This window comes from Nocardioides hankookensis, from assembly GCF_042658885.1.
Classification (GTDB): domain Bacteria; phylum Actinomycetota; class Actinomycetes; order Propionibacteriales; family Nocardioidaceae; genus Nocardioides; species Nocardioides hankookensis.
Genome location: NZ_JBHSRJ010000008.1, coordinates 325,532 through 349,161, shown reverse-complemented (window position 1 = coordinate 349,161; position 23,630 = coordinate 325,532). Strand labels below are relative to the sequence as shown.

The 23,630-nt window shown below is 69.2% G+C and carries 23 protein-coding genes and 1 other RNA gene; 6 read left to right on the top strand and 18 right to left on the bottom strand.

Translation table 11 applies throughout. From position 1 onward, the window contains the following. Window positions 1–89: 89 nt before the first annotated feature. Entirely contained in the window at window positions 90–1,508 is a 1,419-nt protein-coding gene (locus ACFPYL_RS19145; protein WP_379157984.1) for a hypothetical protein, read from the top strand. 122 nt (window positions 1,509–1,630) lie between these two features. Here ACFPYL_RS19145 and ACFPYL_RS19140 read toward each other — a convergent pair whose 3' ends face one another. Beyond that, entirely contained in the window at window positions 1,631–1,804 is a 174-nt protein-coding gene (locus tag ACFPYL_RS19140; protein ID WP_379157981.1) for a hypothetical protein, read from the bottom strand. A 5-nt stretch (window positions 1,805–1,809) separates the two neighbouring features. Beyond that, a complete protein-coding gene (locus tag ACFPYL_RS19135; protein ID WP_379157979.1) occupies window positions 1,810–2,421 on the bottom strand; it encodes a DUF6994 family protein in 612 nt (203 codons plus the stop codon). A 238-nt stretch (window positions 2,422–2,659) separates the two neighbouring features. Here ACFPYL_RS19135 and ACFPYL_RS19130 point away from each other — a divergent pair, with 238 nt between their 5' ends. Beyond that, on the top strand, window positions 2,660–3,139 hold the full coding sequence (locus tag ACFPYL_RS19130) for a DUF6650 family protein (RefSeq protein WP_379157976.1): 480 nt from the start codon (window positions 2,660–2,662) through the stop codon (window positions 3,137–3,139). 146 nt (window positions 3,140–3,285) lie between these two features. Here the strand turns inward: ACFPYL_RS19130 and ACFPYL_RS19125 are convergent, their stop codons facing one another. From ACFPYL_RS19125 to rnpB, 3 genes are all read right to left on the bottom strand, one after another. Further along, a complete protein-coding gene (locus tag ACFPYL_RS19125; protein WP_379157973.1) occupies window positions 3,286–5,028 on the bottom strand; it encodes an alpha/beta hydrolase in 1,743 nt (580 codons plus the stop codon). Window positions 5,029–5,116: 88 nt separating this feature from the next. Continuing rightward, complete coding sequence (locus ACFPYL_RS19120) at window positions 5,117–6,139, bottom strand: nuclease-related domain-containing protein (RefSeq protein WP_379157970.1); 1,023 nt, start codon at window positions 6,137–6,139, stop codon at window positions 5,117–5,119. Between the two features lie 361 nt (window positions 6,140–6,500). Then, window positions 6,501–6,889: RNase P RNA component class A (gene rnpB / locus ACFPYL_RS19115), an RNA gene on the bottom strand. Window positions 6,890–7,077: 188 nt separating this feature from the next. Between rnpB and ACFPYL_RS19110 the strand changes: the two genes are divergently transcribed. Together ACFPYL_RS19110 and ACFPYL_RS19105 are read left to right on the top strand one after the other, a co-directional pair. Beyond that, window positions 7,078–7,623 carry a GNAT family N-acetyltransferase gene (locus ACFPYL_RS19110; RefSeq protein ID WP_379157967.1) on the top strand — a complete coding sequence of 182 codons (546 nt, stop codon included), beginning with the start codon at window positions 7,078–7,080 and terminating at the stop codon, window positions 7,621–7,623. Between the two features lie 17 nt (window positions 7,624–7,640). Further along, window positions 7,641–8,060, top strand: a complete 420-nt coding sequence (locus ACFPYL_RS19105) for a tetratricopeptide repeat protein (RefSeq protein WP_379157964.1) — start codon at window positions 7,641–7,643, stop codon at window positions 8,058–8,060. Window positions 8,061–8,074: 14 nt separating this feature from the next. Here ACFPYL_RS19105 and ACFPYL_RS19100 read toward each other — a convergent pair whose 3' ends face one another. The 4 genes from ACFPYL_RS19100 to ACFPYL_RS19085 form a co-directional block, all read right to left on the bottom strand. Beyond that, a complete protein-coding gene (locus tag ACFPYL_RS19100) occupies window positions 8,075–9,673 on the bottom strand; it encodes a FlgD immunoglobulin-like domain containing protein (RefSeq protein WP_379157961.1) in 1,599 nt (532 codons plus the stop codon). 84 nt (window positions 9,674–9,757) lie between these two features. Beyond that, window positions 9,758–10,603: a transglutaminase family protein gene (locus tag ACFPYL_RS19095; protein WP_379157958.1), complete on the bottom strand. Its 846-nt coding sequence runs from the start codon at window positions 10,601–10,603 to the stop codon at window positions 9,758–9,760. Next, the gene (locus ACFPYL_RS19090; protein ID WP_379157955.1) at window positions 10,600–11,538 is read right to left on the bottom strand and encodes an alpha-E domain-containing protein; all 939 of its coding nucleotides are present in this window, start codon (window positions 11,536–11,538) and stop codon (window positions 10,600–10,602) included. The genes ACFPYL_RS19095 and ACFPYL_RS19090 overlap by 4 nt, the downstream gene beginning before the upstream one ends. Continuing rightward, window positions 11,532–13,112, bottom strand: a complete 1,581-nt coding sequence (locus ACFPYL_RS19085; RefSeq protein WP_379157952.1) for a circularly permuted type 2 ATP-grasp protein — start codon at window positions 13,110–13,112, stop codon at window positions 11,532–11,534. The genes ACFPYL_RS19090 and ACFPYL_RS19085 overlap by 7 nt, the downstream gene beginning before the upstream one ends. An 81-nt stretch (window positions 13,113–13,193) precedes the next feature. Here ACFPYL_RS19085 and ACFPYL_RS19080 point away from each other — a divergent pair, with 81 nt between their 5' ends. Together ACFPYL_RS19080 and ACFPYL_RS19075 are read left to right on the top strand one after the other, a co-directional pair. After that, window positions 13,194–13,367 (top strand): hypothetical protein, encoded by a 174-nt coding sequence (locus ACFPYL_RS19080; RefSeq protein ID WP_379157949.1) that lies wholly within the window; start codon window positions 13,194–13,196, stop codon window positions 13,365–13,367. Beyond that, window positions 13,360–13,617: a hypothetical protein gene (locus tag ACFPYL_RS19075; protein ID WP_379157947.1), complete on the top strand. Its 258-nt coding sequence runs from the start codon at window positions 13,360–13,362 to the stop codon at window positions 13,615–13,617. The genes ACFPYL_RS19080 and ACFPYL_RS19075 overlap by 8 nt, the downstream gene beginning before the upstream one ends. Here the strand turns inward: ACFPYL_RS19075 and ACFPYL_RS19070 are convergent. The 9 genes from ACFPYL_RS19070 to ACFPYL_RS19030 form a co-directional block, all read right to left on the bottom strand. Beyond that, window positions 13,610–15,328 (bottom strand): carboxypeptidase regulatory-like domain-containing protein, encoded by a 1,719-nt coding sequence (locus ACFPYL_RS19070; protein ID WP_379157945.1) that lies wholly within the window; start codon window positions 15,326–15,328, stop codon window positions 13,610–13,612. The genes ACFPYL_RS19075 and ACFPYL_RS19070 overlap by 8 nt on opposite strands. A 63-nt stretch (window positions 15,329–15,391) precedes the next feature. Then, the gene (locus ACFPYL_RS19065; protein ID WP_379157943.1) at window positions 15,392–16,687 is read right to left on the bottom strand and encodes a hemolysin family protein; all 1,296 of its coding nucleotides are present in this window, start codon (window positions 16,685–16,687) and stop codon (window positions 15,392–15,394) included. A gap of 75 nt (window positions 16,688–16,762) precedes the next feature. Then, a complete protein-coding gene (locus ACFPYL_RS19060; protein ID WP_379157940.1) occupies window positions 16,763–17,740 on the bottom strand; it encodes an MSCRAMM family protein in 978 nt (325 codons plus the stop codon). 71 nt (window positions 17,741–17,811) lie between these two features. Next, on the bottom strand, window positions 17,812–18,972 hold the full coding sequence (locus ACFPYL_RS19055; RefSeq protein ID WP_379157937.1) for a PQQ-dependent sugar dehydrogenase: 1,161 nt from the start codon (window positions 18,970–18,972) through the stop codon (window positions 17,812–17,814). A gap of 29 nt (window positions 18,973–19,001) precedes the next feature. Next, a complete protein-coding gene (locus ACFPYL_RS19050) occupies window positions 19,002–19,940 on the bottom strand; it encodes an endonuclease domain-containing protein (protein ID WP_379157934.1) in 939 nt (312 codons plus the stop codon). 161 nt (window positions 19,941–20,101) lie between these two features. Continuing rightward, a complete protein-coding gene (locus ACFPYL_RS19045) occupies window positions 20,102–20,710 on the bottom strand; it encodes a response regulator (RefSeq protein WP_379157931.1) in 609 nt (202 codons plus the stop codon). Beyond that, window positions 20,707–21,825, bottom strand: coding sequence for a sensor histidine kinase (locus tag ACFPYL_RS19040; protein ID WP_379157928.1), 1,119 nt, complete (start codon window positions 21,823–21,825; stop codon window positions 20,707–20,709). Before ACFPYL_RS19040 ends, ACFPYL_RS19045 begins: the two co-directional genes overlap by 4 nt. Before the next feature lie 14 nt (window positions 21,826–21,839). Beyond that, the gene (locus ACFPYL_RS19035) at window positions 21,840–22,625 is read right to left on the bottom strand and encodes an ABC transporter permease (RefSeq protein ID WP_379157925.1); all 786 of its coding nucleotides are present in this window, start codon (window positions 22,623–22,625) and stop codon (window positions 21,840–21,842) included. Further along, window positions 22,622–23,539, bottom strand: a complete 918-nt coding sequence (locus tag ACFPYL_RS19030) for an ABC transporter ATP-binding protein (RefSeq protein ID WP_379157922.1) — start codon at window positions 23,537–23,539, stop codon at window positions 22,622–22,624. Before ACFPYL_RS19030 ends, ACFPYL_RS19035 begins: the two co-directional genes overlap by 4 nt. Window positions 23,540–23,630: the final 91 nt, after the last annotated feature.

The following is a 23,630-nucleotide window of genomic DNA, read 5'->3' as shown; positions in this document are numbered from 1 at the left end:
GCGGATCGCGGCGACATGATGCAGGCCAGCAGCTGCGACGCTGCAGATCCCACCGGCTTGGGTACCTGCTGCGTCCTACTCTTCGCTCCATGACAGAGCCAAAGGTCCCGCCGGCTGGTCTCGCAGCCCGGTTACTCCCGGGGTGGTTCAGCAACGGCGACAGAGTCGCTATCAATGTCACGGGCGCGGGTGAATGGTCTGGAAAGCAGGTGCAGGTTGCCGTGTTCGGGACCGACGACGTGGAAGTCATGTGGATTGCGGGCGCGACCCTGGAGATCGACTCAGATGGAAACGGCGAGATCGAGCTGGCGGGTGGCCTGTCGCTGAATCGTGAAACAGCGCTCTGGATTCATTCTCTGATCGTGGACGGAGACACTTTCGTTCAGCCGGTGGTCGCGATGAGCATTCTCAATCCAACCGAGGAGATGACATCCGAGGCCGACATACAGCCCGTCTATCGGCGGATCGCCGCCGCACAAGAGGAACGCTACAGTCAACCGCTCGGTGAGCCTGATGCAGACGGCGCCGTCGAGCATCGTGTCGTGCTCGTTATCGAGGGCGTGTTGCTCACCCAATCGCAGCGGGTGCCCAGCGGTGAGATGCGGCCATGGTCGGCGAGACCGTCGGCGGGAGAGCAGGCACAGACGCTGGACGATATCCGTCAGAGCCTAGGTTGGGCGATGCCGATACCCGAGGACTGGTGGACTCAACAGGTTCAGGCCAAGTCGCCATACGCGTACCTGTTGTGCCCGCGGGTCTATGGACAAACGCATGAGGCGGCCGCAGGCCTCGTTCACGACTTGGGTCGCGAACTGATTGCGGTGCTGGCGCTAACACGCCAAGCGAGTGCGCGACCCATTGCGACGATCGTCGAACGAGTCGAGCCTGACGGCCGGGTCGAGGGCAGACTCCTTTACCACGGTGGCGGGTACTCCGGGAACCTCCTGGGCGGCTTCATCTCAGGAGAGAGTCAGTCCGAGATCCTGCAATTGACCCAAGGCATACGTAGCGACCCCCTGCTTCGTTTGTGCGCAGACCTGTACAGGGAGGCACTGGCCGAACCGAGCGCTGACGCCCGTTTCCTGCGCCTCTGGTCGATTCTTGAGCTCTTGTCGGGCGCTCGAGTCGGGGAAGGGCAACCGGTGCTCCTGTCGACGGGCTCCGAATGGCCGGGGCAGCACGGCACTACTAGCTACGCCGCGCCGCGGGTCTATCAGCTTCTTTCTGAGCACTTTCGTGCCCGCAACATCGATGCCGGTGCGGCCGTTCAGCCGGCGGTCGACCTCTACCAGGCCGTCCGTGCCTGGTATGGACGGCGTAACGCAACTGGTCACTACGGTCGATTTCTAGCGACCGATCCGGTTCAGTCCGCACAGTCTTGGCACAGGTGGGCAGTCCTGACGTCCAGCAGTCAAGCGGAGTGGCTCTCCGCGCTACGCAGAGCCGTAGAGATGATCCTTCGGGCGGAACTCTTGAACGCAGGGGTGACCCTCGACCTCGAATCTTGATGCGGCTGTCGTGTTCGCCTGCTCGCTCCCCGAGACGTCGTCCTCAGCCCGGCCCCAATTCGTACTTGCGGGCTTTCCCGTCCTTGAGCTCACCGGCGGCGGTAAGGGCGCCACTCGAGCGGTCAGGAGTAGGCGTCGTTCCACCAGCGTTCGATGAGAGCGTTCCGGAAGCTGACGAACTCAAGTTGTTCGGCCACGTACGCCTGATAGGCGTCAGTGTCGTGACCCGGGAGCGCGTTCGTGAAGTCCAGCGAGAGTGCTCCGAACGGTTTTACGGCGCCGTCGGTGTCTAGCATTGGCGTTAAGAAGAAGTAGTCGGCATACGTGGGAACCCCGGGGCCCCACTCCCGAACAATTCGAACCACCATCCGTAGGCTTCGAGGACGTCGCCGATCGGGTTCTGTGCGCGATCAGTTATCCCGGCGTAGTACATGCGAATGACCTCTAGTGTCAGGTCAAATCGGTCTGCGATGCGTCGATCCATTCCGCGAGCTTGGTTCACGGTCCAGCGGCGTGCACGGCTGTTTGCCCGCACTGGCAGTTGTTGCGCGAGACCATTGGGGAAGACGATGTAGCCACCGATCGTGCAGAAGGTGCACAGGTGACCGTGAGAAAATCCATCGACCGCCCGAGCCAGGGTGGGTAGGGCGTTCCCATGCGTAGTGGCGAAGTTGTCGCTGCCGACAGTGCGGCGCTCCGAAAGTGAGACGACCTTTAGGTAGCCGGACCGGTCCGCCTCGAGTTCCAACTTCTGGCCGTCAGGCAGGGGTCTGCTCCACAGGACGCGATGGGATTCCCGCAGATCGGCGTTGAACTTGTCTGGATCGCCACCACGCCCCAGACGGGCGGCGGACGTTTCGCACGCGAAGCAACGAAGGCTGCCGCCCGGCTGCAACCACGGAGCCGGCTTCATGCAGCGAGTTTGCCATTCGACTGCAGGCTCTACGTGACTAAGCCCCAGTGTTTGGATCAGCAGTCTCCCGCCGTCGCCGAATGCTTCCACATAGTGCCGATCGCGGCGGTATGTCCGCGCGTTGGCGCCGACCAAGACGGGTAGCGGCATAACACCCGCGACCGCACGAGCGGGCGAGCGGAGCGCGTGCCCAACTAGACCTGTCCCGCATCGCGATCGGAGTGATTACGCTGCGGTGGTGCCGTTCAACTTCGGAAACCAGAGCATTCGGATCACGGGGGTCGGGCCGTGGTCGGTGCAATGGGAGTACCTGGAAACAAACCGAGATGTGGCTCGGCGGGTGCTGGCGGATCTCGAGGACCGCCGGGTGCTCTTCTATAGCCACGGTCGCGAGGATCCTGAGTACTGCCGCCGGTCTGCGGACGAGATCCGACAACTGATGAAGCGCGAACTCGCGACAGTTGAGCAAGGCGATGACATGGACAGGGCGCTTCGGGCAGTCCGAAACGCGGCCCGCGACTTCATAGACCAAGCGGGCCCGGACTCGCAGCGGTACTTGAACGACATGGACGCGTTCTGGAAGGCGCTTGAGGACATGCGCATTGCCATGGCGCCCTATATCCGCGGGATGGCAACGGCGTATGGGATTCTCATCGATCACGTGCTCGATGAAAATCTGCCGCCATTCGAGCTCATGCGTACGGACGACCGACGGTAGCGACGCCCCGATCTCTCGCGCGCCGACTCGCGACTTGCGACGAGTCAAGGGTTCCGCCCGGCGACTGCGCTGCGCCGAGTGGCGGCGAAATGGGCTAGGTCGATGACACCGCCTCGTGTAGCAGACCCCCGCGCTCGCGTAGACAATCACGGTGTCAGTTGCCAATACGGGCCGAGTTTGTCTCGCAGTTCGCGTAGCCTAACCCGCGTGTGGGGTTCGGCGTTTCCGCGCAGAATTTCGCGGATGTCGTAGAGCACAGGGTGTGCAGCGGCGTAGTAGCCGTGGCCTAGACGGGAGACATCGATATCTGTGACCTCGATGGTGTCGATGCCCGGCACCACGGTGATCGGAGGTGTTAGTCCGGCGCGGGGAGAGTCCCAGATGAAGTTAGAGGCGCCGAGCGCTCGATCCCGTTCGGAAACGTACATGGTTGTGCTCGCGGCGACGAGCGGGTAGACCGCAGCGAGTTGCCTGAACCGGTCGACATTGATGTCAGGTGCGGCGAGGACGATCGCGCCGAGCTTTACCCCTTTCGTCGCAAGGGACGGCTCCACTGCGTGAAGCGCCTCAGCCACGAGCCGGTTGCCCATTGAGTGGACAATGAGGTTCAAGCGAGTGATGGCCGTCTGCGACGTGAGCGTATTGAGGAACTCCGAGAACGGTGGCTCGCTGGCCGCGACGTTGTCGGCGTCACGAGGATACATACGCGCCTTCGCTGCCGACGGCCAACTGAAGAAGCCCGTGATTCCGTCGACGTTCAAATCGAACCCGAGTTGCGCCGCACGGACGGCTGCAGCCTCGAAACTGGTGTTGTAGCCGTGAATGTAGATGAGAGCCGAATGCTCATCCGTTAGATCATCCTGCAGGGCGTCGTTGATGCTGGCGGCGAAGGGGGCCGGACCATCGAAGTTCTCGATCGCACGAAGTTTGAGGGTTCCGTCGTTGGACCGACGAGCGACCCGCCGCCACCACGGAGTAACCACCTCGCCGAAGCGATGTGCTTTGGGCACGGAGACAAGACACCGACCGTAGTGGACCTCTCGCGGAGACGACGCGTCGTTCTTGAAGCCGGTGACGAGATGATCGCGAACTAGAGGCGCGCGATCCGTCCCGAACCACACGAGCATCTGCCCGCGTCTGTCGTTCTCCCGAAGTTCCTCCGCATCCTCGAACGTCACCATCAGGCTCGTTGCCGTTGGACCGACCGCGACGATCGATCGGTCGTAGCTCCCCGACGGCGCCGCCTCCGCGTCCGCGTTGATCAGCGACCACTGCTCAGCAAGCTCGTATAGGTCAGATCGCAGGACACGATCGAGTTGGCTGAGGTCGATGTTGGCCCCGACTAGCGACAGCAGCGCAGCGTCGCCCGCGATCGTCTCGAAACCGTTCAGTTCCTCGATTCCGCGCCAAGGGTTTCGAGCCCGGCGCGCTTCACGAACTGCGTTGTACTGGCTGCGCGCGGCGATACGTCGGCCGGCAGCCGCGAGTTCCTGAACCCGCCGAATCGATGGATCGGAACGGTCAGGTACAAGCAAGTCAAGGAAGGCCACGGAGCCCATACGTTCGACAGCGCCGTCCGCCAACTGCGCGGCGCTCGGACTGAACGCTGCCAGAGTGAGAACGGAGTGATTGAGCCATGTAAGCACTTCGGACCGACTGACGGCTTCCGGCTCCGCCGCGCCCCATAGCCAATTCATGATTGAGCCCATGAAGAACGCAGGTTCGCTGTCGGGCCTTCGCGAGGCGGATGCGATCAAATACTCGGCGGTCATCGCGCCCGCTCGAACCGTGCTGAGTAGATAGTCCACCGTGTTGTCATGCGGGATGAGTCCGCGGTTGACGAGCTCTTGTGACAGAAACTCGCGCTCGGCAGGGTCCTCAGCTGCCATGCGGACAATTAACGGACTGTTCGTGGCCATAGTTCCGAACTCTCTCCGGCGGTCGGCCCCGGCTGCCTACCGGACGCAGGCTTGGAGGCTAGCGCTCGCCGGACTCCGCGTCTCCCGATTGGTTGTCTGATCGTCGAATGCGGCGGGCGCGCTCCGTGAGGCCCCGATCTGCACGTAGCGGGAGCTGCCTGGGGTGCGCAATGGTGGCGGTGTGCAGCAGACCAGCGACTCGGCGATCACGCAGGCGGCAGTGCTGATGCCAACTTGCGATGCAGATTGTCGACTCCTGAAGCGGAGCCCTTGACGGTGAGCCGCGGGTAGAGCTTCCTGGGCCAAAGGAGACCTTTACGTCGCGGGTGACGAAGTCGCCGCAGATGAGCGGCCAGTCAGCCTCGACGAAGCAGAGGACGCCCGTGATGGGGATGGCGTCGCCGACGATGCCTTGGACGACCTCGACCTGCTTGAGGACCCCGTCGACGAGCTTGGTGTGGTCGCGGGTGCCGACCAGGAGCTTCTCGACGCGTGGGCGGAGGATTCCGCCTTCGAGCTTGAGTGACGGCCGGCCCTTGTACTTCTTGGCGTCGATGACGTAGATGCCGGTCGGCGTGACGGCGATGTGATCGATGTTGGCGCGAGTGCCGGGGATACGGCGGTCGTGGAGGATGCGCACCTTGTGCGAGGCGAGCTTGTTAAGACCTTGACCGAGATTCTCCTCGCCGTTGGCGCCTTGGTTCCAAGCTCTCGTGGACTGCGGGTCGTCGCTCATGGCAAGGACGAGCCCGCCGAGCTTGCCGTACTTCCCGCGGATGCGTGTCTCGCGGTTGGCCTGGCGGCGATTGTATTCGCGGCGGGCTGAGGCGCCGGGGTTGCCGGAGTGCACGGCTTCTGGGGTCTCGACAAGCTCGACCACCGGGACGTGCTCGATTTGTGATGGTGGTTTCGAGGCTCGCTCCGCTCGCACCTCAACCGCCGGATCGGGGGAGCAGGTGAGGCAGCGGACGGTCTTCGTCGAGCGCTCGTAGATCGCATCGGCTCGGGCCGCGAGCTCGGCGTTGCAGAGGCGGCAGGTGCCGGCGTACCGGAGCTTCATCTGCTTGTCGTCGGCGGACACGGTCGGACCTTAGCGATCGGCGGTGGTTGCTGTCCGCGGTATGGCTGCGGGGGCCTCGATACGCCGCTCGCGACCTCGTTCCTCGGCCGCGCGCGGCTACTCGACCAACGAAGGGGGTACGACTCGCTCGTTCCTCACGACGGCTACTCGACCAGCGAGATTGCGCTCGTCACGAGCGCGACCACAGACGTACGCGGTGGTGGTTTCGAGGCTCGCTTCGCTCGCACCTCAACCACCGCGGTCCGCACGTATTCGAACAGATCGCGCGAGTAGTTGAAGGCGCAAGAGTATTTTTCTTGCGGACTATCTGCGGACTGCATTGGTGTCGTGATCGCGTTTCCGCAGGTCAGACGGTGTTTTGCGGACGGGTTGGCCTGTAGGCCGGGTTCTGTACGCCGAAGCGTGACGACCATCCATCTACGACGACCGTTGCCGGCCGCCTCCAGCGATCTACCCGCGTACTCGGGCGGGCAGCCCTCAGACGTACGCGCGTCCGGGGCCCGAGGGCTCCGAACTTCTTGATCTTGCTCCAGGTGGGGTTTGCCTAGCCGGCCGGGTCGCCCCGGCCGCTGGTGGTCTCTTACACCGCCGTTTCATCCTTACCGCCCTCCGCCGAAGCGGTGGGAGGCGGTCTGTTTTCTGTGGCACTGTCCCGCAGGTTGCCCCGGGTGGGTGTTACCCACCACCTCGCCCTGTGGAGCCCGGACCTTCCTCGGGGAGTTGCCTCCACGCGGTCGCCCGGCCAGCCCGTCCGCAGGGTCAGGATAGGGGAGTGCAGGCCTTGCGTCGGCTTTCCGGGGTTTCGAGACGGGCCTGGCGGCCCTCCTCAACCACCGGAGGTTTGCGGGGTGGTGGTTTCGAGGCTCGCTTCGCTCGCACCTCAACCACCGGTGAGACCGTTTCGCTCGCACCTCAACCACCGTGGCTACGCTGCAGCGGTGGTGGACGGGTATGTGATCAGGGAGCTGCGGGTGGGGGACGGGGCGGCGCTGGCGGCGGCGTTCCGGAAGAACAAGGAGCACCTGGCGCGGTGGGACCCGGGGCGGCCGGACTCGTTCTACACCGACGAGGGCCAAGAGGCGGAGGTCGCGCGGAACCTGGGGGAGACGGCGGCTGGCCGGTCGTACATGTACCTGGTCTGGCACGGCGACGTGGTGGTCGGGCGGTTGATGCTCAACAACATCGTCCGGGCGGTGCTGCAGTCGGGGACGATCGGCTACTGGGTCGACCACGAGCACCTCGGGCGCGGGCTGGCGAAGGCGGGGGTGGGGCACCTGGTGGTGCAGGCGACCAAGCTCGGGCTGCACCGGCTGGAGGCCGGGACGCTGGTCGAGAACACGCCCTCGCAGGGAGTGCTGAGGAGCAGCGGCTTCCAGGAGTACGGCGTGGCCGAGCGCTTCCTCTACATCCGCGAGGAGTGGCGCGACACGATCCTCTTCCAACGCATCCTGCACGACGATCCGCCTGGGAATCCGGTGCCCTGAGGGTACGTTCAGGAGTCATGGACGACGACATGCTGCCGACGCCGCCGGTCGTGTTCCCCGGACAGACGACGGCACCCGAGTCGGCCTTCCGTACGGCGTACGACCTCCTGGAGCGTCGGGCCGCCCGGGAGGCCCTGGAGGTCCTCGAGCCGGCGCTCGAGGCGGACCCCGACAACGCCGGCCTGCTGACCCTGCGCGCCTGGGCCTACCTGATCCGGGTGCAGCTCCAGCGCGCCGAGGCCGACCTGGAGCGCCTCGTGGCCGACAACCCCACCGACGACTGGGCGCAGCACGCGCTCGGCCGGTGCCTGGAGCGCCAGGGACGGCACGCCGAGGCGCTGCCGCACCTGCGGCTCGCGGCCGCCATGAGCGGCGACTGGGACCACGGCCTGGCCGTGCTCCGGGTCGCGGAGCGGCTCAAGCCCACGGACGAGTGACGAGCGAGTGACCCTCAGGACGCCGGGGCGAAGTAGGTCTGCTCGATGGTGACCGACTCGGTGTCGTAGTCGTTGCCGCCCTGCGTCGTCACCGACCAGGCGCCGTACGCCTTCAGGCGGAGATCGGACATCGTGATCGGGATCCAGCCCGACATGAAGCTGCCGTCGCCCTGCATCTGCGTCCCGCTCAGCATGGCGGTGTCGGGGTCGCCGGGGGTGGTCGGACCGCCGGTGACGGTCACCCGGAACTGCTCGTGACCGGTCTCTCCGTAGACCGCGTTGACGCTCTGGGCGGTGCCGCTGCCCTCAGAGCGGTAGGACCAGCCGCCGGGGAAGCGGTCCGAGGCGACCGGCCCGTGGGTGAGGCAGATCTGCGGCGTCGGGGGGTACGAGCACGCGTTGGTGCCCGCGCCCAGCTGCCCGGTGGGCAGTGTCGTGGTCGTGGTGTGCTCGACGAGCGGCTCGCCGGAGACGGTGAGCGCGGTCTCCTGGACGGCCCGGTTGCCCGCGGCGTCGGAGCTGACGGCGTGCAGCACGTAGGAGCCGGCGGGCTGTACGACGCCCGCAGCGTCACGTCCGTCCCACCGCACGAGCGCACACTCGAAGCCGTCGAAGCCGTGGTCGTAGTCGTAGTCGCACGGCATGGACTTCGGCTCCAGCGTGCGCACGAGGGTGCCGTCCGTCCGGAGCACCGTGGCGTCCAGGGAAGCGACGGGGACGTCCTTCGAGAACTCGAACCGGGCCTCGTCGGTGAAGAGGGTGGTGGTCGGGTAGACCGTCGTACGGGTGGCCTCCGACGTCGGCGCGGCCGGCGGCGTGCGGTCCAGGATCCAGGCCCCGATCCAGCCGCTGCTCGCGGTGTGGCGCGGGCGGGCGACCTGAGTGGCGGAGATCGCGAGGTCGTAGCGGCCCTCGGCCACCGGGTCGCCGTGCTCGTCCAGCCCTGTCCAGTTCCAGAGGTGGCGCCCGGCACCCATCCGGCCGAGGGGCAGGCGGGCGACGATCGCCCCGTGGCCCTCGTCGACCCGCACCACGCCCTCGACCACGGACGGCTGCTCGAGGGTGAAGGCGAGGCGGGCGACGTCCTGGCGGCCGTCGCCGTTGGGCGAGAAGAACCGCTGGACAGTCCGCTCCGGGCCCTGCACGGCGTGCACGAGGGTCACCTCGGTGCGGGCGCGTCGCGCGGCGCTGACGTCGCGAGCGTCGACCTTGCGGCTCTCCGAGGCCCAGAAGACGAGCTTGAAGTCACCGGGCCGCTGGCGCCAGGCGCTGAGCGGGTACATGTCGGCGGCCGGGACCCGGTAGGTGCCCGGCTTCAGCCGGCAGCCGGCCCGGCCGAGGCACAGCACCCTGTTGTAGACGACGTTGAGACCAGCGTCGAGGTCGGTGACCATCACGTGCAGGTACGACGCCTTGCGCAGCGTCACCGGGACCACGAGGCGGTCGTGGTAGCCGTCGCCGTTGGGGGAGAAGTCGTGGCGGAACTTCCCGATCTTGATCACGGGAGCGCTGGCGCGATCGTGTGGGACGTCGGCCTTCGCGGTCACCAGGCTGAACACCGACCCGACGAGCAGGGCAGCGCAGCCGACAGCGATGAGTACACGACGCAACATGTGGTTCTCCCCGTCCGGGCGCGCCGGACGTCGCCCTGCTACGCACTACAGCGTGGGCGGGTGCCGCGGCGTTACATCCCGGGGTCAGGCCAGCCGGGTGAGCGCCACGTCCACCGTCATCGCCGAGGTGGTCGCGCCGGAGAAGATGCCGCTGAGCGGCTTCACGTCGCCGTACTCACGGCCGGTGGCGACCACGACGTAGCGGTCACCCGGCTCGGAGTCGTTGGTCGGGTCGAAGGCGTGCCAGCCGTGGTCCCACCACTCCACCCACGCGTGGGACTCGCCCGGCACCTGCTCGCCGACCGCCGGCCGGCTCTGCGGGTGGAAGTAGCCGGAGACGTAGCGCGCGGGGATGCCCAGCGTGCGCAGCCCGCCGATCGTCAGGTGCGCCATGTCCTGGCACACGCCGGCCCGCTGCTCCCACGCGTCGGCGGCCCGGGTGTGGACGTCCGTCGCACCGGCGCGGTACTCGACCTCGCGGTGGACCAGGGCACACACCTCGCGCGCGGCGTCGCCGGGCAGCGCAGCGTCGGCGCGGATCCGCTGCACGCGCTCGCTGAGCTCGGGGTGCAGCGCCACGGCCGGCGTGGTGGCGAGGAACTCGGTGTGCTCGTCGGCGACGTCGGGGTCGGCGAGCTGCTCCCAGCCGATCGTCGGCATGCCGGCCGGCGCGCGGTCGGTGTGCACCGTCGAGGTCGCCGTCACCGTCATCGACTCGTGCGGGTCGAGCACCTCGAACGCGGTCACGGCGGTGCCGAAGTAGTCGCGGTAGTCGTAGGTCCACGGCGCGGGGGAGACCTCGAGCCGGCTGTGCGACACGATCTGGCCGGGCGTCGTCAGTGGCGTCATCCTGGCCTGGTTGTACGACGCGACCGCGCGGCCGTCGTACTCGAACGTCGTCTTGTGCACGACCCTCAGCTGCATGCTCATGAGAGGACCCCCTGCCAGGTGAGCGACTCGGCTCGGGCGAAGTAGCGGCGGGTGATGGCGTCGGTGGCCAGCGCGCAGGTGCGCTGGAGCCGCTCCATCTCGTTGGGCAGGTCAGCGAGCACGTCGGACAGTGAGCGGTACTCGAGCTCGGCGCGGGTGCGGCCGAGCAGCCGCTGGCCCTCGTTCTGGAAGCCGGCCCGCTGGCCCGACGACTCGAGGTTGTCGACGCACTGCTCGGCGCGGTTGAGCGAGAACACCACCGACCTCGGGAAGAGCCGGTCGAGCAGCAGGAACTCCGCGGCCGCCCGGTCGGTCTCCAGGCCGCGGTAGGTGCGCAGGAAGGCCTCGTAGGCGCCGCACGCGCGCAGCGTGCTCGTCCACGGCGAGCCGGTCGAGACCGCGGCGGTCGCGACCAGGCGTGAGGTCATGTCGGCGCGCTCGATGCAGCGGCCGAGCATCAGGAAGTGCCAGCCCTCGTCGCGGGTCATGGTGGCGTCCGCGGTGCCGTTGATCAGGGCCGCGCGCTCGCGCACCCACTGGAAGACCATCGGCGGCCGCATCGAGCGGAACTGGCCGGAAGGGATGGCGCGGTACGTCGTGTTGAGCGCCTCCCACATCGGGACCGACAGCGTCTCGCGGGCCCGACGGGCGCTCTCGCGGGCAGCCCCGAGGGCGGTGGCGATCGAGACGGACGAGTCGGGGCTGTAGGCGAGGTGGCGCAGCACGGTCGTCACGTCGACCTGCTGGAACTCCGGGTCGTCGTCCTCGATCTCGACGCCCATGATCTGGAGCAGCATCCGGCAGGTCTCGCGCTCGTCGATGCCGGCCTCCTCGAGGATCAGCTGCGTCTGCACGTCGAGGATGCGCGCGGTGTCCTCGGCCCGCTCGACGTAGCGGCCGATCCAGAACATCGACTCCGCGATCCGGCTCAGCACCGGGCCACCCCCTGCTGTTGCTGCTGCTGTTGCTGTTGCGGCTCCTGGTCGGCACCCGGCTCCGACATCGCCGGGCCGGTGGACTGCGGTGCGGGTGCGACCGGCTCCGGCCGCACGGGCTCGGGCGGTCTCGCCGGCTGGCCGGTGCCGGCCAGGACCCAGGTGTCCTTGGAGCCGCCGCCCCGTGACGAGTTCACGATCAGCTCGCCCTCGGCGAGCGCGACCCGGGTCAGGCCGCCGGGCAGGACCCACACGCGCTGGCCGTCGTTGACCGCGAACGGGCGCAGGTCGACGTGGCGCGGCCCGAACCGCCCGTCGACGTACGTCGGGACCGTCGACAGCTGCACCACGGGCTGGGCGATCCAGGAGCGCGGGTCGGCGAGGATCTTGGTGCGCAGCTCGACCAGCTCGTTGGCGGTCGCGCGCGGGCCGATCACGATGCCCTTGCCGCCGCTGCCGTCGACCGGCTTGAGGACCAGCTCGTCGAGGCGGTCGAGCACCTCCTCGCGGGCCTCGGCGTCGCCGACCCGCCAGGTGTCGACGTTCTTGAGGACCGGCTCCTCGCTCAGGTAGTAGCGGATCAGGTCGGGCAGGTAGGTGTAGACGAGCTTGTCGTCGGCGACGCCGTTGCCGATCGCGTTGGCGATCGTGACGTTGCCGGCGCGCGAGGAGTCGATCAGGCCGGGGCAGCCGAGCATCGAGTCGGCGCGGAAGTGGACCGGGTCGATGAACTCGTCGTCGACGCGGCGGTAGATCACGTGCACCGGTGCGAGGCCCTTGGTGGTCCGCATCATCACCCGGCCGCGGCGGCACTCCAGGTCGCGGCCCTCGACGAGCTCGACACCCATGGTGCGGGCGAGCAGCGCGTGCTCGAAGTAGGCGCCGTTGTAGACGCCGGGGGTCAGCACGACCACGGTCGGGTCGGCGACGCCGGCGGGGGCGGCCGCGCGCAGCGCGGCCAACAGGCGCTGGGGATAGCCCGCCACCGGCCGGATCCGGTGCTCGGCGAACGGCTCGGGCAGGGCCGACGAGATGGCCCGTCGGTTGGTCATCACGTAGGAGACCCCGGACGGCACTCGGACGTTGTCCTCGAGCACCCGGAACTCCCCGTCGTCGTCGCGCACCAGGTCGATGCCGGAGACGTGGACGCGGACCCCGTTCGGCGGGCGTACGCCGGCGGCCTGGCGGTGGTAGTGCGACGACGTCACGATCACCCGGCGCGGGATCACGCCGTCGGAGAAGACCTGCCCGGCGTCGTACACGTCCGCGAGGAACGCCTCCAGCGCCGCCACCCGCTGCTGGACGCCGCGCTCGATGGTGGACCAGGTGTCCATCTCGATCACGCGCGGGAGGATGTCGAGCGGGAAGGCGCGCTCCTCGCCGCCGATGTCGAAGGTCACGCCCTGGTCGAGATAGCTCGCCTGCAGGGCCTCGACCCGTGCGGCCAGGTCGGGGATCGTCAGGTCGTTGAGGGAGTCGCGCAGGCGTTCGTACGGCGGGCGCAGCTTCTCGGCGTCGAACATCTCGTCGTACGCAGCGCGCGTCCCCGAGTAGCCCTCGAACAGCGTGCTCATGGGCGTTTCCATGCGCGGACCCTACCCATCCTGGTGTTTCAGGAACGTTGCGTCGGCGACTGGTCTGGGTACGTTGCCGGCATGAGCGATTTCTGGTTCTGCGTGAAGCACCACCGCGTCGAGCAGGGCGAGGACATGTGTGCGCCGATCGACCGGCTCGGGCCGTTCGGCTCCCGCGAGGAGGCCGAGGGCGCGCTGGGCAAGGCCGAGCAGCGCAACGAGGAGTGGGACAACGACCCGAAGTGGAATGACTGAACCGCTCGCCAAGGCCTCGCCCTGGCCGTTCATCGGCATGGCCGGGATGGCCTGCACGTTCTTCCTCTACGCCGCGAGCGGGCTGGTCGTCCCGTGGTGGGCAGCGGTCGGTCTGCTCGTCGTCTGGGTCGCGCTCCTCGTCGTCGCCTGTGCCTGGTGGACGCCGCACCCGCGCCGGCTGCCGGGGGTCGCGGTCCTCGCCCTGCTCCTCTGGGTCGCCGCGATCCTGCTCGTCGGGCTCGCTACCTGACCTTGCCCGCAACCTTCAGCCGGCTGGTGACGGGGTTGTAGCCGGGCGCGGCCACCGTGGCCACGACCGAGATCGCCTTGCGGGTCACGGTCCTGAGGGTCGTGCCGACCAGCTTGAGCGTCGGCCTGATTGCCTTCGGGATCGCCTTGGCGCCGGCGAACCACTGGTACCTCACGGCGACCTCCGACGGTGACCACGCACCGGGGGAGACCCGCAGCGTGGCGTTCTTCTTCGCCTTGCCGACGACCTTGGCCTTGGTGACCGCACGGAGGCTGCCGGCGGCCACGATGCGCGGCGATGACGCGGCAGTCGTGGAGGTGTAGCCCGGACTGGAGGCTCGCACCTGCACTTGGAGTGCCTGGCCGACATCGCTGGGCGCGGGAACGTAGGTCGCCGAGGTTGCCCCGGGCACCGGTACGCCGTCCGCGAACCACCGGTAGGCCACCGCGGGTGCACCGGCATGACCCCAGGTGCCAGAGGTCGCTGCGAGTGCCTGGCCGACGCGAGCGACGCCGGTCGTCGTCGGCAGCCCGGTGTTGACGACGTCGAGGAGGGAGCCGTCCGAGAACTGCACGTCGATGCCGGTGATCTCGTCGTTGTCGTGGACGCGAAGCTGCACGGCCGTCGTCGACGTCAGGGCGTCGTCCCAGTACTCGCGCTCCAAGGTCACGTTGTCAGAGAACTCGAGGAGGTAGGAGCCGGGCTCGAGGCCGCCGGTCCAGTAGCTGCCGTCGGGCTCCGTGTACTCGTTGTTGTAGAGGAACCACTGCTGCGCGCTGGCGCTCCAGGCGTAGACGTAGACGTTCGTGTCCCCGGCGGGATCCCCGTTGGTGTCGGTGACCGTCCCACTGGCGACGGCGGGTTCGGACAGCCGCGCGTCGTGGCCCGGGTAGTTCTTGCCGGCCACCGTCGCGATGGTCGTGGCGCGCGCCAGGGTCGGCGATCCGTCCCAGTACTGGGCGTAGTAGGTGTCGTCCTCGTAGGCGAAGCCGATCCGCCACTTGCCGCTCCGAAGACCGGACATGTCGTAGCGCCCGCGACTGTCACTGGCGACGTAGTAACGCCAGTCCCAAGTCTTCGTGTGGGTGTTCCAGAAGTACGCGCGGACCTCGATGCCTGCGGTCGACGCCCCGTTGACCGAGGTGATCGCTCCCTGGATCGCTGCGCCGCGAGCGAGCTGCGCGTCCGCGACGCTCTCCACGTCAGGCTTGACGCGGATCGTCGCAGCCGAGTCCACCGTCTCAGCGTCGCGCCAGAACTCCTCGACGTAGTTGGTGAGAGGGGCGAAGAACTGCAGTCGGTACGGCCCTGCTGCCAGGGGCCCGAGGTCGTAGTGCCCGGAGGATCCCGTCGATACCTCGTCCCACGGGTACCAGACGCCGGTGTCGTCGTACGCGTAGACGATCACACTGATCTTGGGCAACGGCCGGCCGTCGGGGCCGGTGACCGTGCCGGTGATCCGACCTTCGTCCGTCCCGGCGAGCGGCGCCGCACGACGTCCTGGAAGGTGTACGGCTGGTGGGCGCGAGGCGAGGTGCCTCTCGCGGTCGCTGGTGTGGACCTCCGGTCGTGATGCGCCAGCGATGGACGATGCCTGCGGCAACTGAGCGCTCACCGTCGCGCTCGAGGCCGGGACGAGTAGCCCCGATCCGACGAGCAAGACGCTCAGCAAGACGGGCAGTCGGACGTAGGCGGCGCGGTCACGTCGCATGCAGATGTGTGTCTCCCCGTGGCAGTGGCGCAGCCCGATGCCGCGTCCCTGGTCCGGGAGAGACTAGGGGCGGGGGTCCTCCGGCGGAGGCGTTTCGGAGGAACCGGCGAGCAGCCGCACGCTGACCTGGGTGATCCGGTGCCGGTCGACCTCGGTGACGACGAGCTGGTGCTCGCCGACGAGCACGGTGTCGCCGACCTCGGCGAGTCGGCCGAGGGCGTGCATGACGTAGCCGGCGACGGTCTCGTAGGGCCCGTCGTCGAGGGGTACGCCGGTGAGGCGGGCGAACTCCTCGATGGTGAGGCGGGCGTCGACGACGTCGGGTGCGGTGACGGGGTCGGCCTCGTCGTACTCGTCGCGGATGTCGCCGACCAGCTCCTCGACCAGGTCCTCGAGGGTGACGATGCCGTCGGTGCCGCCGTACTCGTCCACGACGACGGCGATGTGGCGGCCCTCGTCGCGCATCCGGGCGAGCGAGGGGAGCAGCCGGTTGGTGGCGGGCAGGTGCAGGATCTCGCGGGTCAGGCCGCGGATGCGGCGCTGCGGGTCCGCGCCGAGCAGGTCGCGCACGTGCAGGAAGCCGAGGACGTCGTCCTGGCTGGTCCCGATGACGGGGAAGCGCGAGTAGGGATGGGACAGCGCGGCCTCGACGGCCTGCGCCACGGTGCACTCGACGGCCAGGAAGGCGACGTCGCGGCGAGGTCGCATCACCTCGCTGAGCGACCGGTCGCCGGCGTCGAAGACGTCGGTGAGGATCTTGCGCTCGTCGTCGGCGAGGCCCTCGTGCTGGTCGACCAGGAAGCGCAGCTCCTCGTCGCTCAGCTCCTCGGAGGTCGCCGAGGGGTCGCCTCCGAAGAGGCGGACGATGCCGTTGGTCGAGATCGACAGCAGCCAGACCACCGGGCGCATCAGCACCGCGAACCGGTCGAGCGGACCACCGGTGACGTAGGCGACGCCGACGGCCCGCTGCAGGGCGAGCCGCTTGGGGACGAGCTCGCCGAGCACGAGGGACAGGTAGGCGATCAGCAGCGTGAGCAGGATCAGCGAGGCGGTGTCGGCCGCTGTCTCGCTGAGGCCGGCGTTCTCCAGGACCGGTGCGAAGTCGGGCGCGAGCGTCGAGGCGCCGTACGCCGCGGAGAAGAAGCCCGCGACGGTGACACCGATCTGCACGGCCGCGAGGAATCGGTTGGGGTCGCGGGCCACCCGCGCCACGCGGGCGCCGCGCGGACCACGCTCGGAGAGCGCGCTGATCTGGCCCTCACGGAGGGAGACGAGGGCGATCTCGGTGCCGGCGAAGACGCCACCGACCACGACGAACGCCAGGACGAGGAAGAGGTTGATCAGGGTCTGCGTGTCCACCGTGGGCTCCGCGGGCTCCGTCAGGTCTGGGGGTCAGGAGCCTTCAGCCTGCCTGACGCCTCCAAGCGGCAGCGTTCAGCCGGTCACCTTGCCCACGCCGATCGTCCTGTCCACGGTGATGTAGCCAGGGGCGCTCACCTGGAACCGGACCAGCAGGACGTGGCCCCGAGCCTGGGCGAGGGTCCGGCCGACGAGCCGGATCTTCCTGGCGTGCTGGCCGTTGAGCCAGTGGTAGAGGTCGTCGGCGTACCACCCGAGGACCTCGACCTTGACCTTGCGCGGCGACCACGTGCCGGGGACGAGCGTGAGCGTCGCGCCCGCCTGCGGCTTCCCGGTGACCTTCGGCGCCTTGACGGAGCGCAGGGTGCGCGGCCACGCCAGCCGCGCGTCGAGCGCGGTGACGGTCGCGTCCTCGTCCAGGACGACGCTGTCGGAGTACTCCGGGAGGTAGCCGGGCTCGGCGTCGTCGGTGAACCGGAGCCGGTAGGTGCCGCTCAGCAGGTCGTCGACGTGGTAGCTGCCGTTGCGGGCGGTGGACTCCTGGCCGACGTACTGCCACGAACCCCGCGCCTTGCGGTAGGCCGTGACCGTGATGCCCTTCACCGGACGCCCGCCCCGCCCGGTGACCGTGCCGGTCAGGTGTCCGCCGTGCTCCAGCTGAGCGTTCCGACCGGTGACGGTGCCGCCGGCGGCCACCACGACCTGGGTGGCGTCCTCCTGCTCGAGCTGGTTGTCGTAGTACTCGGCGAGGTAGCCGAAGCCCTGCTGGATCAGCAGGATGTAGGCGCCGGCAGGCAGGTCCACCTCATAGCTGCCGTCGGCGTCCGTCGAGTCGGTGTACCCGGCGCAGCCGTTCGGGCAGTGCACCGGGTACGCCGAGACCGTGGCCCCCTCGAGCGGGACGCCACCCGGACCCGTCACGGTGCCCGTGATCCGGCCGGTCGGCTCCGACGCGGCGAGCGCCGGACCCGACGCCGGGCTCAGCCCGAGCAGTCCCGCGCTCAGGCAGGCGAGGAGGATGATCGAGCCCCGGAGTCGTCGGTCGCGTGACATGGCCGCACGCTAACGGCCACGTCCGGGCGCCTGCAGCGATATCGGACCAAGGACGACGATGGATCAGACCATCAGTGCCGCGGGCGCACCCGCAGGATCGCGTCGCTGCCGCCGCCGTTGTCGGTGGTGACGAAGAACGTCGACCCCGGCCCGTCGACGACCGTGCGGATCCGGCCGAAGTGCCGCAGCGCCGCGGGCACCTTGACCCGCTGGAGCTTGCCCGCCTTCGAGAAGGTCAGGAAGAGCACCCGCTCGGCCTTCAGCGCGGCGACCGCCAGGGTGCCGTTGTAGGCGCCCAGGCCCGCGCCGTACACGAAGCCGCCGCCGGAGGTCGCGATGGTCGGGTAGCCCGAGTGCCATGCGGCGCCGATCTGCTTGCCCGGCAGGCCCTGGTCGGTCATCGGGACGGACTCGTTGTAGCCCGGGACCGGGTTGTAGCCGTAGTCGCCGCCGTTGCGGAGGCGGTTGACCTCGTCGTCGCGGTCGGTGCCCTGCTCGATCGACCACAGCGAGCCGTCGGCACGCTGGCTGAGGCCCTGCACGTTGCGGTGGCCGTAGGTGTGGACGTAGCGCTTGTTGCGGTTCTTGCTGCCGACGAAGGGGTTGCTGGGCCACGGGGCGCCGGTCATCCGGTTGAGCCGCAGCGTCTTGCCACCGAGCGACGTCGTGTCCTCGGGGTTGGTGCCGGTGGCCGCGTCGCCGGTGCCGACCAGGAGCGATCCCGCGTCGTCGATCAGCAGGCGGCAGCCGCCATGGCGACCGGACGTCGTCGGGAAGCCGCCCACCAGCTGCTTGATGCGGGTGGCCTTGGTGGCCTTCGCGTTGAGGCGCCAGGCGATGACGCGGACGTCGTGGCCGCCGCTCGTGTTGCCGCCCTGGCAGGTGTAGATGCGGTGGTTGGTGGCGTAGTCGGGGTCGACCTCGAGCCCCATCAGCCCGGTCTCACCGCTCACCCACACGGAGCTGCTCGGGAACTTCACCCGGTGCTTGTGCCCCTTGGCCCAGGTCGTCAGCGTCGCCCGTTCGCGCTGGGTGTAGATCAGACGCCCGCCGCCGAGGGACTTGACGTCCCACGGGTGGTCGAGCCCGGTCACCAGGCGCGTGACCTTGAGGGCGGGGTACGCCGCCTTCCTGGCCTGGTGGTCGGCCGGCCGCTGGGCGACCGCCGGCGTGCTCGTGAGCGTGAGAGCGAGCCCGAGAGCCGTGACAGATCCGAGAACGAGGGAGCGCATGTCTGGCACCGTACCCAGCGAAGATGAGATCACGCCGCGAGCGCCCAGCCGCCCGCCCGCAGGCCCTCCTCGATCTGGTCGAGGAACGCGTCCGGCTGCAGTCGCAGGCCGAGCAGCGGGATTCGGAGCACGGTGTCGCCCTCGAGGGCGATGGCGTTGTGCCGCAGTGCATCGCCGACCACGTTCTCCACCCACGCGTGGTGGATGCCGTCGATCTCGACGACGAGCCGGTAGTCGGGCCAGGAGAGGTCGAGGTAGTACCGGCCCCGCCTGTCCTTGCGCACTGCCTGGCGGGTGGGTGCCGGGAGCCCGCGACGCCGCAGCAGGACGGCGACGTCGATCTCGCCCAGCGACTGTGCCCCGTCCAGGAGCTCGTTGACCACGGAGTGGAGGAGCACCCGGCGCTTGTCGCGGCGTACCCGGAGCAGCTCGGTGCCGATGTCGTGCGCGGAGGCGATGCGTTGCTGCACGGCGAGGACCAGGACGTACGTCGCCTCCCGGTCGGTGCGCGCCCACAGGGCCGCGCGGATCGCCGCGGTCGCGGTCCTGGTCCGGGGGATCCCGACGCGGACGATGTCGCTCTCCGCCCACCGACGGGTCTGGCGGATGTTGAAGCGACGGTTGCGACGGACCCGGGCGCCGCGTGCGACCGACACCCGGACCCGCTCGAGGGTGTAGCGCTCCAGCCCCGCCGCGATCAGCGCCGACCCACCGTCGAGACACGCTCGCGGGCCGCCCTGGAAGACCGCCGCCCACCGTTCGCCCTCCTCGGAGAGCGGGCCGTTGGTGAGGTGGACCGACTGGTCGCCGATCAGCTGCCACCGGTGCGCCCGCACCTGGCCGCGGACCTCCCACCGCGTGATGTCGAGGCCGTACAGCTGGCGGCGGGACAGGACGCCACCCTGGTCGGCGGCCAGCTCGCGGGCCGTGACGAACCGAGCGTCGTCGTACGTGACCTGTCGGGGCATGACCGCAGGATCACCGCTGCCGGCCGCCCGTGGCGGTCGCGGTGGCGACCCCTGTGGAGAGCGCCGTCAGGTCAGTCGCTGTGGGCAATTGCCGGTCCGCGGGACGTCATACGGGCGGGGCAAGCGGATGCTCCGTCCGTATGACGTCCGGGCGAGGCGACTCAGAGCCAGCCGTTGCCCTCAGCGGTCAGCACCGCCTCGGCGCGGTTGGCGGCGCCGGTCTTGCCGATGGCCGACGACAGGTGGTTGCGGACCGTGCCCTCGGACAGGAAGAGGCGGGCGGCGATCGCGGCGACCGGGGAGCCGTCGCGGGCGGCCTGGAGGACCTCGGTCTCGCGCGCGGTCAGGGGTGACTCGCCGGCGAGCAGGCTGTCGGTGGCCAGGCACGGGTCGACGACGCGGAGGCCCGCGTGCACCCGGCGTACGGCGTCGGCGAGCTGGGAGGCGGGGGTGTCCTTCACGACGAAGCCGGAGGCCCCGGCCTGGAGGGCGCGGCGTAGGTAGCCGGGCCGGCCGAAGGTGGTCACGATCAGCACCCGGGTGCCGGGGGCGCCGGCGCGCACCTCCGCGGTCGCGGCGATGCCGTCGAGCCCGGGCATCTCGACGTCGAGCAGGGCCACGTCGGGGCGGTGCTCGAGCACCGCCGGGAGCACGGCGTCGCCGGAGCCGACCTCGGCGACGACCTCGAGGTCGGGCTCCAGGTTGAGCAGCGCGGACAGCGCCCCGCGGACGAGGGCCTGGTCGTCGGCGAGCAGGAGGCGGATGGTCACGCTCGCACCACCTCGAGCGAGAAGCCCGGGGAGAGGTGCCGGACGACCACGGTGGCGCCGGCGCCGGCGGCACGTTCGCGCAGGCCCGCGAGGCCGGAGCCGCCGGGGTGCACGGTGTCGCTGCCGGTCCCGTCGTCGCGCACCTCGGCGCTGGTCGGGGTGAGCCGGACCTCGCAGGTGCGGGCACCGGAGTGGCGGATCACGTTGGTCACGCCCTCGCGGACGGTCCAGGCGAAGAGCTCCCGGAGCTCGGTCGGCACCTCGTCGGTGGAGTTGGGCAGGTGCGCCTCGATCTCTGCCGCCGCGAGCGCGTTGCGGGCCCGGGTCAGCTCACCGGGCAGCGTCAGCTCGCGGTAGCCCTCCACGGCACGGCGTACGTCGGCCAGCGCGTCGCGGCTGAGCCGCTCCAGGTCCGCGATCTCGGTGCGGGCCCGCTCGGGGTCGACGTCGAAGAGCCGCTGGGCGAGCTCGGCCTTCACGGTGATCACCGTCAGCGAGTGGCCGAGGATGTCGTGCAGGTCGCGGGCGAAGCGGGTGCGCTCGTTCTCGACAGCGAGGCTGGCGTTCTCCTGCTGCGCGCTGAGGAGCTCGATGTTGCGGCTCATCACCATCCGCAGGCCGAGGACGGCCACCGAGGCGGCGACCACCCCGAACACCAGCCCGGTCGAGCTGCCCCAGTCGTTGACCGCGAAGAGCACCACGTCGACGACGATCAGCGCGAGCACGGCCGTCGCCGCCACCCGGAAGGGGAAGACCATCACGCAGGCGACGCCGATGTACGGCGTGCTCGCCAGCCCGTAGCCGCCGAGCAGGACCGTCATCAGCGCACCGAGCACGACCAGCGAGCCGACGTACAGCACCGCGGCGCGCCGCGCCGGCTGCGTCATCAGCCGCTGCCGGTCGGCCCGGCTGCGCAGCCACAGGGCCATGTAGACCGCGCCGAACAGCACCGTGCACAGGATCCCGAGGACCCCGCTCAGCTCGTCGCGGTGGCGCCAGCCCTCGCCGATCGGCTCGAGCAGGAAGAAGAGCCAGATGCCGGAGAGGAGGGGCGTCATCCGCGCCATCCGCACCGAGGGTCCGGTGGCCGGCGCGGGGCACTCCTCCTGGCTCACGACGCTCAGGCTAGTCATACGCGGGCCGTGTCCTTGCCCATCCGCCAGGCGGCGCCGCCGACGAAGATGGCGAGCCAGAGAGCGGCGTTGACGGCGGCGTACCAGGGCAGCTCGTGCGTGAGCGGGGCCCGGGCGACCTCGGCGACGCCGTACATCGGGGTGAAGACGGCGACGTGCCAGACGGCGCTGCCCTCGGTCAGCGGCCAGAAGACACCGCCGAGGAAGGACAGGAGGGCGAGGCCGGGACCGAGGATCTGCATGGCGTTCTCGCCCGGGACGACGTAGCCGACGAAGACGCCGAGTGCGGCGAAGGTCAAGGTGCAGAAGAGCGTGACGACCGCGGAGACGACCCAGACGTCGGTCGGCATCTCGGCGCGTCCCTGGAAGATCCCGCAGGCGTTGACCACGGCGATCGCGAACGCACCCATGGTGAGGGCGACCAGTGCCTTGACCAGGATGTACGAGACCGGGTTGAGCGGGGTCAGCCGGAGCTGGCGCGACCAGCCGAGAGCGCGCTCGAGCGCGACCATGGAACCGCAGGAGGCGGCGGTGAGGGCGGCGCCGTACAGCGCCATCGAGATCAGGATGTACGCCGCCTGGTTGCCCGACCCGGCCGGCTTGTCCCAGTCCTTGTCGCTGCCGGTGATCGCGAAGTAGAGCGCTGCCGGCAGCACCAGGGTGAAGATCACGGTGCGCCGGTTGCGCAGCATCCGCATCAGCTCGATGCGGAGCATCGTCAGGTTGAAGCCGCCGAGCGGCGGGACCTTGCGGGCGGTGGGGTCGACGGTGGTCGTGCTCATGAGGCATCTCCGGTCAGGCTGATGAAGGCGTCCTCGAGTCCCTTGGCGTTGATCTCGAGGTCGCGGGCGTCGGTGGTGGTGAGCAGGTGACGGGCGACGGCATCGCTGTCGCTGGAATGGAGGATCACGGTGTCGCCGCGGACCTCGACGCCGTCGACGCCGGCGATGCGGGCGAAGGTCTCGGGGTCCGGGTCGGGCAGGGTGAAGCGGACGGTGCGCCCGCTCGCGAGGGCCTTGATCTCGGCGCCGGTGCCGTCCGCGACGATCCGGCCGTGGCTGATCAGCACGATGCGGTCGGCGTACTGGTCGGCCTCCTCGAGGTAGTGCGTCGCGAAGAGGACGGTGCGGCCCTGCTCGGCGTCGCGCCGGATCGCGGACCAGAAGGCGCGGCGGCCCTCGACGTCCATGCCGGTGGTCGGCTCGTCGAGCAGCAGCAGGGACGGGTCGGAGAGCAGCGCCATCGCGAAGCGGAGCCGCTGCTGCTCACCGCCGGAGCACTTCGCGACCTTGCGGTCCGCGATCTCGGTGATGCCGGCGTCGGCCAGCACGTCGTCGACGTCGCGGGTGTTCGCGAAGAGGCTCGCGGTGTACTGGACGGTCTCCCGGACGCTGAGGTCCTTGAGGAGCCCGCCGGTCTGCATCACCGCGGACACGAGCCCGCGGGCGATCGCCTCGCGCGGCTCGAGCCCGAGGACCGTGGCGGTGCCGGTCGTGGGCTTCGAGAGCCCGAGGATCATGTCGATGGTCGTGGTCTTGCCCGCGCCGTTCGGCCCGAGGAAGGCGACGATCTCGCCCTGCTGGAGCTCGAGGTCGATGCCCTGGACGGCGTGCACGGGGCCGAAGTCCTTGGTGACGCCGGAGAGCCGTACGGCGGCGGTCCGGGTCGAGGTGAGGGGAGCGGTGCTGGAGGTCATGGCCCCAGCCTGCCGCCGTACGACCCCGCGAGCCTCACACGAGCGTCACGGACTCCCCATGACAGGTGTCATGCGTGTGGTGGTTTCGAGG